Genomic DNA, 6,974 nt, shown 5'->3' with positions numbered 1-6,974 from the left:
AGGCCCGCACCCTGGAGGGTGCGGGCCGCCGCGGCGTTCCGGTCCGGGTCAGCCCCCGTTGTAGAGGTTCATGCCCGGGATGTGCAGCTCGCCGCCGAACTGGCCGGCCTGCCTGACCGTCACCTCGGTGAAGAACACCTCGGGGATGTTCAGCGGCGGCGGGGACTCGGGGCTGAAGGTGATCGGGATGAGCCCGAAGAGCTTGCCCTTGAGCTCCTCGGTGTACATCGTCACCGTGCCGTTGCGGATGGTGGAGGTGCTGCCCCTGGCCGCCTTGACGTGCGCGGTGGTGCCGGCGGGGCCCTCCACGAGCTGGTGCAGGTCCCGGATGTCGACCGAGCGGGCGGTGAACTTCAGGACGTTCTTGACCGTGCCGTTGTGGGTGCGGACCTTGACGATGCCCTGGTAGTCCAGTCCGTGGAGGGCGAGCAGGCTGGTCTCCAGCCGCCACGGGGCGTTGGGCAGCACGGCCTCGGTCCGCTCCTCCTCGGCGTCGGCCAGCGCCTGCGCGTCGTAGGTGGGGCAGGGGAAGGGCTCCTTGCCGGAGGCGTCCGCCTCGGGGGTGGCGTCGGCCTCCGGTTCCCCGGCGGCCTCCTCGCGGGCCCCGCCGACGGTGCCGGTGGTGTCCTCCGGGCTGCCTTCCGGACTGCCTTCCGGGCCGTCCTCCAGGTCCTTTCCGATCTCGTCGGCGACGCCGCCGACGGTGTCCCTCACCGAGTCCCTCACCGAATCCCTCACCGGCTCCTCGGAGCCGCTGTCCGCGGTCCTCGACGGGCTCGGCGAGGCGGAGGGCGAGGCCGACGGCGACGCGGACGGCGAGGACCCGGGCTCGGGCTCACCGTCCTTCCTGTCCGGGGTGAGCAGGTCCCTGATGGCGTCGCCCAGGCCCAGCGGGTCCAGCGGGTTCCTGGTCCCGGTCCCGGACGGGGCCGGCTCGGACTCCGGCGTGCCGGCGTCCTGCCGCTCCTCCGGTCCGGCGCCTTCGGGGGCCGGGACCGGGGCGGAGCCGGTACCGCCGGAGCCGTCACCGGCCGGGGGCGCGGCGGGCGCCGTGGCGCCGGGGTCCGGAGCGGGGGTGGCTCCCGGCTTCGCGTCCCGGCCGGGTCTCTCCCGCCCGGACTCCTCCTGGCCGGGCTTCTGTCCGGACTTCTGCTCGGGCTCCTGCCGGTCCTCCTCCGCCTCCTTGTCGGGCTTGTCGGGCTTGTCGGGCGCGGTCACGCACGGCCCGTCCTTGAAGGGGTTCTTCGGCAGCGGCTCGGCGAGGGCGAGCCTCGGGGTGAGCCCCATGCCCATGAGCACGGCCGACGGCATGGCGGCCAGGGCGATCGCCTTGCCCGCGGGGACGTGCAGCCGGGTCAGCAGCGGCTTCCTCGGTGCGGCGTGGCGCGGCCCGGCCTTCGTACGCCGGGACGGCGCTGACGCGGCTCCGTCCTCCTGGTGCACCCCGTCAGGCGTCACCGTGCGCCCCCGTTCTGTCCGTTGTCGGCTCCGGCCGGGGCCTGGTCGAGGATGGCCAGGCCCGTCCCCTCCGGGGCGTCCGCCGGCGCCGGACCCGCGGGGGCGTCCGCCGGCCCGGCGGGCGCGGCCGGCCGCTCCTCGCCCTGCGCCCAGGAGACGCCCATGGCGCCGCCGACCATCGCCAGCAGGAAGCCGACGAAGAGGCCCCCGAGGTTGGAGACCACCAGCGAGACCAGGGCCAGCAGGATCGCGGCGACTCCGGCGAACACCCGGGAGTGCGGCTGGAACCACAGGGTCAGGCCCAGCACGAACAGCAGCACGCCGATGATCAGCGACCCGGAACCCGTGGTGGTGGCCAGCCGGAAGGACAACTGGTTCAGGCTGGGGTCGGCGTACGGAATCCAGATGATCGGCACGCCGCCCAGCAGCGTCAGCAGCCCCGCCCAGAAGGGGCGCCGCCAGCGCCACAGGCGGAACGACTGCCGCCACTGGCCGATGCGTTCACGCGCTTCCGGCGACTCGGCACTCATCAGAAAACAGCTCCCTCGGGCCGAACTGTCCATAAAGATCGATGGCACTGCGGGGAGGACGGAGGACCGCCGCGGCGGCCCCCCGCCTCCCTTCGCTCAGTGCGTCAGAAGCACTCGTTCTTGCCCTTGGCGACATTCAGCGAAAGGCCGGAGAGCTTGAAGGTGCCGGCGCTGGTGGCCCAGGACGTCTGCCTGACGTCGGTGAGCACCGCCTTCTCGGCCTCCTGGGCGAAGGAGCCCGGAAGCACGGTGTCGCCGTCCTTCAGACCCGGGCCCTTGCTCGTGTCGTTCGCCGAGACACCGATGTTGATGTTGGTGAACGTCGCGTCGGCGTCGAGCTGGTCGAGGTCGATGTAGAGGTTCTTCGCCTCGACGACCTTGCCGTTGTTGCCCGCCTTCAGCTTCACCGACACGTCGCCGAAGACCGGGACGGGGATCACGACGGACTGGCACAGGCCCCTGAGCTCGGCGCTCTTGAAGGCCGACACGGCGACGGGGATCTTCTTGCCCCCGTGCTGGGTGTCGATCGTGCCGTACTGCACGAACCCCGTGCCGTCCAGCCGGTCGACAGAGACCTTCGCCTGCTGACCGGAGACGCTGAACGACGCGGCGAGCGCACCCTGTGCCAGGGCGACGCCGACCGCTGCCGTGGCGGCAACGCTCGGGACCATGACGACGGCGAACCGCTTCCATCTGGTCCCGCCACGAGCCACAGACTCCATGACTTTCCTCCTTCTCGGACGTACATCTCCGGCCCGGGCCGGGACCCGGACGGGATGGGAGAAGTGCTACGTCCTCGGGAAGGAGAGCGCCGTTCCTCAGATTCGCGAGACTCCGAAGCGCCGGCGATCACCCCCGAGCGACAACCACGTTGGCCGCGCTCTCGCGCAACCTCTGGACAGGCCCCGCCGGTCGGCGGAGACCCCCCTGTCCACGGCCGGTGTCGGTGACGCCGGCCCGCCCGGTGGGGACCCACCGTCCGGCCGTACCCGGGTGTGGTGCGCCGGGCTGCGGACAATGGACCGAGCGTGGCCGATCGTGGTCCATGAGGGGCCGGGGCACAAGGGGTTCGTTACTTGCGAGTAACGGGAAGATGACCATGTCTGTGCCGTGTGTGATCACGCGGGCACGCAGGGTCGCGGGGATAGACGGCGGGCAAGCGGACGAACCGGACGCGACGGGAGCAAAACCCCCAGGCGATTTACTGCGAGTAACAGCGGCCGCGATTGCCAAGTTTTGGCAAAGGCGCGGCCGCTGTTGATCGTTATGTCAATAGCTTCCGACGGGGCGGAACCGGCAGGTCAGAAGAGGACCCGGGCGAGGGCACCGCGTGCCGCGACGACCCTCGGATCCTCCTGCCCGATCACCTCGAAGAGCTCCAGCAGACGCAGGCGGGCCGCCTCCCGGTCGTCCCCCGCGGTGCGCCTGACCGTCTCCACCAGACGCCCGAAGGCGTCCTCGACGTGCCCGCCCACCAGATCGAGGTCGGCCGCGTCGAGTTGGGCCCGTACGTCGCCGGGGGCGTCGGCCGCCTCCTGGCGCACCCGCGCCGCGTCCAGCCCCTGGACCCGCTGCAGCAGCTCGGCCTGGGCCAGGCCGAGCTTGGCCTCGGTGTCGGCCGGGTTGTCGGCGAGCACGTTCCGGTAGGCCTGGATCGCACCGCCCAGGTCCCCCGCGTCCAGCGCGGAGTGGGCGGCGGCCAGCGCCGGGTTCTCGGGGACGCGGGGCGCGGCCGGGTCCTGCTCACCGCCCTCACCGGGCTCGACGGGGACGCCGGTGATGCCGAAGCGCTGCTCGGCGACCTGGACCAGCTGGTCCAGCACCTCGCGGATCTGCTGCTCGGGCGCCGCGCCCTGGAACAGCGGCAGGGCCTGGCCGGCCACCACCGCGAAGACGGCGGGGATGCCCTGCACGCCGAACTGCTGGAAGAGCATCTGGTTGCGGTCGACGTCGATCTTGGCGAGGAGGAAGCGGCCGGCGTACTCCTGCGCCAGGCGCTCCAGCACCGGGCTGAGCTGCTTGCACGGGCCGCACCACTCGGCCCAGAAGTCGATGACGACCGGGACCTCGGCGGAGCGCTGGAGCACCTCCTGCTCGAAGTCCGCCTCCTCGACGTCGATCACCAGGGAGGGCGGAGCCGCCGCGGTCGCACCGGCACCGCCGCCCTGCTGCCGTGCGGCCCGGGCCCGGGCCTCCTCGGCCTTCTGCCTGGCCTCCCCGGCCGCCTTCACCGCGGCGAGGTCGACCACTCCGCTCATGGACATGTTGCGTGGCTGCATGTGACCAGTCTCCCCTGTCCCGGGACCGTTCCGTGCAGCGTGTCGCACATCGGCGCCCGGTCCCCACCCGGCGCCCGTGGCTGTCGCGTGATCGTCGCGTGGTCGTCGCCCGGTCCGCCCGCATCGACGCCACTGTTTCGATACGACCCGTAGCGTAACTCATGGCCGCCGCTACAGTCACCCCATGGCCGATTCCACCCGACGCGCGGGCAGGCCGCGCAGCGCCGCGGCGGACCGCGCGATCCTCGACGCGACGCGGTCGGCGCTGGTCGAGCTGGGGTGGGGCAGGCTGACCATGGGGGACGTGGCCCTGCGCGCGGGGGTGGCCAAAACCACCCTCTACCGCCGCTGGGCGAACAAGAGCGAGATGGTCGTGGACGCGGTGGCCGTCCTCTTCGACGAGCTGTCGCTGCCCGACCGCGGCAGCCTGCGGGCCGACGTGGAGGGCGTGGTGCTCTCCCTGGCCGCCCTGCTGGAGCGCCCGGAGGCCAGGACGGCCCTGATGGCCGTCGTCGCCGAGGCCACCCGGGACGAGGTGCTGCGCGCCCGCATCCGCACCGCCATCGTGGACCGCCAGAAGCACCTGGTGGTCGAGGGCCGCCGCCGGGCCCAGGCCCGCGGCGAGCTTCCCCCCGACCCGCCCGGCCCGGAGGGCGCCGCCGAGGCGGACCGCGCGGTGGACCTGATCTTCGACGTGATCGCGGGCGCGGTCGTCCACCGTTCGCTGGTCAGCGCGGCGAGCGTCACCCCGGCCTGGTCCCGCGCCCTGACCGCCCTGCTCCTGCACGGTCTGGCCGCCGCCGGGCCCGCCCCGGACGACGCCGGCGGCACCTGACGGCCCCGAACGCACCCGGAATCACCTGGGCTCACCCGGACGCGCCCGGACGCACCCGGACGCACAGCCGCCCGGCCCCGTCCGGGGGACGGGGCCGGGCGGCGGCTCGGCGGTGTGCGGGGGGATACGAGGGCAGGAGGTCAGAAGCCGGCGGGCTCGGTGTAGACGCCCCACTCCTCGCGGAGCACGCCGCAGATCTCGCCCAGCGTGGCCTCGGCGCGCACCGCCTCCAGCATGGGCTCGATCATGTTGGAGCCGTCGCGGGCGGCGGCGAGCATCCCGTCCAGGGCGGCGCGCACGCGCGCGTCGTCGCGCTCCGCCTTGCGCTCGGCCAGCACGCGCACCTGCTCGCGCTCGACCTCGTGGCTGACCCGCAGGATCTCCAGGTCGCCGGTGACCGAGCCGGTGTGGCAGTTGACGCCGACGACCTTCTTCTCGCCCTTCTCCAGCGACTGCTGGTAGCGGAACGCGGCCTCGGCGATCTCGCCGGTGAACCAGCCGTCCTCGATGCCGCGCAGGATGCCGGAGGTGATCGGGCCGATGGGGTGGTTGCCGTCCGGCACCGCGCGGCGGCCGCGCTCCCTGATCTGCTCGAAGATCTTCTCGGCGTCGGCCTCGATCCGGTCGGTCAGCGCCTCCACGTACCAGGAGCCGCCCAGCGGGTCGGCGACGTTGGCGACGCCCGTCTCCTCCATCAGCACCTGCTGGGTGCGCAGCGCGATCTCCGCGGCCTGCTCGCTGGGCAGGGCGAGGGTCTCGTCCAGGGCGTTGGTGTGCAGGGAGTTGGTGCCGCCCAGTACGGCCGCCAGCGCCTCCACGGCGGTGCGCACCACGTTGTTGTACGGCTGCTGCGCGGTGAGCGAGACGCCCGCGGTCTGGGTGTGGAAGCGCAGCCACTGCGCCTTCTCGCTCTTCGCGCCGTACACGTCCCGCATCCAGCGGGCCCAGATCCGCCGGGCCGCGCGGAACTTGGCGATCTCCTCGAAGAAGTCGAGGTGCGCGTCGAAGAAGAAGGACAGGCCGGGCGCGAAGGTGTCCACGTCCAGACCGCGCGACAGCCCCAGCTCCACGTAGCCGAAGCCGTCGGCGAGGGTGTACGCCAGCTCCTGCGCGGCCGTGGAGCCGGCCTCGCGGATGTGGTAGCCGGAGACCGACAGCGGCTTGTACGCCGGGATGCGGTGCGCGCAGTGCTCCATCAGGTCGCCGATCAGGCGCAGGTGCGGCTCCGGCTCGAAGAGCCACTCCTTCTGCGCGATGTACTCCTTGAAGATGTCCGTCTGGAGCGTGCCGTTGAGGACGGACGGGTCCACGCCCTGGCGCTCGGCGGCCACCAGGTACATGCAGAAGACCGGCACGGCCGGGCCGCTGATCGTCATCGAGGTGGTGACGTCGCCGAGGGGGATGTCCCTGAAGAGGACCTCCATGTCGGCGGCCGAGTCGATCGCGACGCCGCAGTGGCCGACCTCGCCCAGCGAGCGCGGGTCGTCGGAGTCGCGGCCCATCAGCGTCGGCATGTCGAAGGCGACCGACAGGCCGCCGCCGCCCGCCTCCAGGATCATCTTGTACCGCTCGTTGGTCTGCTCGGCGTTGCCGAAGCCGGCGAACTGGCGGATGGTCCAGGTGCGGCCGCGGTAGCCGGTGGGGTACAGGCCGCGGGTGAAGGGGAACTCCCCGGGCCAGCCGATCCGCTCGAACCCCTCGACGGTGTCGCCGGGCGCGGGACCGTAGACCGGCTCGACGGGGTCGCCGGAGAGGGTGGTGAAGTCGGCGTCCCGCTTGCGTGCGGCGTCGTACCGGGCCTGCCAGCGGCGGCGGCCCTCTGCGATGGCGTCAGCGTCCATACGGACAAATTTACTAGGACGTCCAAGTAAT

Annotated in this window: 6 protein-coding genes; 1 reads left to right on the top strand and 5 read right to left on the bottom strand. The window is 72.5% G+C overall.

Annotated features, from left to right (window positions below):
- Positions 1-48 precede the first annotated feature (48 nt).
- The 4 genes from QC029_RS27425 to QC029_RS27410 form a co-directional block, all read right to left on the bottom strand.
- Complete coding sequence (locus tag QC029_RS27425) at positions 49-1,458, bottom strand: hydrogenase expression protein HypF (protein WP_279558518.1); 1,410 nt, start codon at positions 1,456-1,458, stop codon at positions 49-51.
- Positions 1,455-1,988: a DUF6114 domain-containing protein gene (locus QC029_RS27420; protein ID WP_279558517.1), complete on the bottom strand. Its 534-nt coding sequence runs from the start codon at positions 1,986-1,988 to the stop codon at positions 1,455-1,457. The genes QC029_RS27425 and QC029_RS27420 overlap by 4 nt, the downstream gene beginning before the upstream one ends.
- Before the next feature lie 104 nt (positions 1,989-2,092).
- Entirely contained in the window at positions 2,093-2,710 is a 618-nt protein-coding gene (locus QC029_RS27415) for a DUF6230 family protein (RefSeq protein WP_279558516.1), read from the bottom strand.
- A gap of 579 nt (positions 2,711-3,289) precedes the next feature.
- Entirely contained in the window at positions 3,290-4,267 is a 978-nt protein-coding gene (locus QC029_RS27410) for a tetratricopeptide repeat protein (protein ID WP_279558515.1), read from the bottom strand.
- A gap of 184 nt (positions 4,268-4,451) precedes the next feature.
- Here QC029_RS27410 and QC029_RS27405 point away from each other — a divergent pair, with 184 nt between their 5' ends.
- Positions 4,452-5,102, top strand: a complete 651-nt coding sequence (locus tag QC029_RS27405; protein WP_279558514.1) for a TetR/AcrR family transcriptional regulator — start codon at positions 4,452-4,454, stop codon at positions 5,100-5,102.
- A 140-nt stretch (positions 5,103-5,242) separates the two neighbouring features.
- Here the strand turns inward: QC029_RS27405 and QC029_RS27400 are convergent, their stop codons facing one another.
- Positions 5,243-6,943, bottom strand: coding sequence for a methylmalonyl-CoA mutase (locus QC029_RS27400; protein WP_279558513.1), 1,701 nt, complete (start codon positions 6,941-6,943; stop codon positions 5,243-5,245).
- Positions 6,944-6,974 lie beyond the last annotated feature (31 nt).

The organism is Streptomyces sp. DH37 (assembly GCF_029813835.1).
GTDB lineage: Bacteria > Actinomycetota > Actinomycetes > Streptomycetales > Streptomycetaceae > Streptomyces.
Note: the sequence above shows the minus strand (reverse complement) of the source record. Positions and strands in the feature narration are given on the sequence as shown.

What these genes read in the sequence shown, in the direction of transcription:
- QC029_RS27420 (WP_279558517.1), bottom strand. Translation starts at nt 1,988, where the DNA reads ATGAGTGCCGAGTCGCCGGAAGCGCGTGAACGCATCGGCCAGTGGCGG.
- QC029_RS27415 (WP_279558516.1), bottom strand. Translation starts at nt 2,710, where the DNA reads ATGGAGTCTGTGGCTCGTGGCGGGACCAGATGGAAGCGGTTCGCCGTC.
- QC029_RS27410 (WP_279558515.1), bottom strand. Translation starts at nt 4,267, where the DNA reads ATGCAGCCACGCAACATGTCCATGAGCGGAGTGGTCGACCTCGCCGCG.
- QC029_RS27405 (WP_279558514.1), top strand. Translation starts at nt 4,452, where the DNA reads ATGGCCGATTCCACCCGACGCGCGGGCAGGCCGCGCAGCGCCGCGGCG.
- QC029_RS27400 (WP_279558513.1), bottom strand. Translation starts at nt 6,943, where the DNA reads ATGGACGCTGACGCCATCGCAGAGGGCCGCCGCCGCTGGCAGGCCCGG.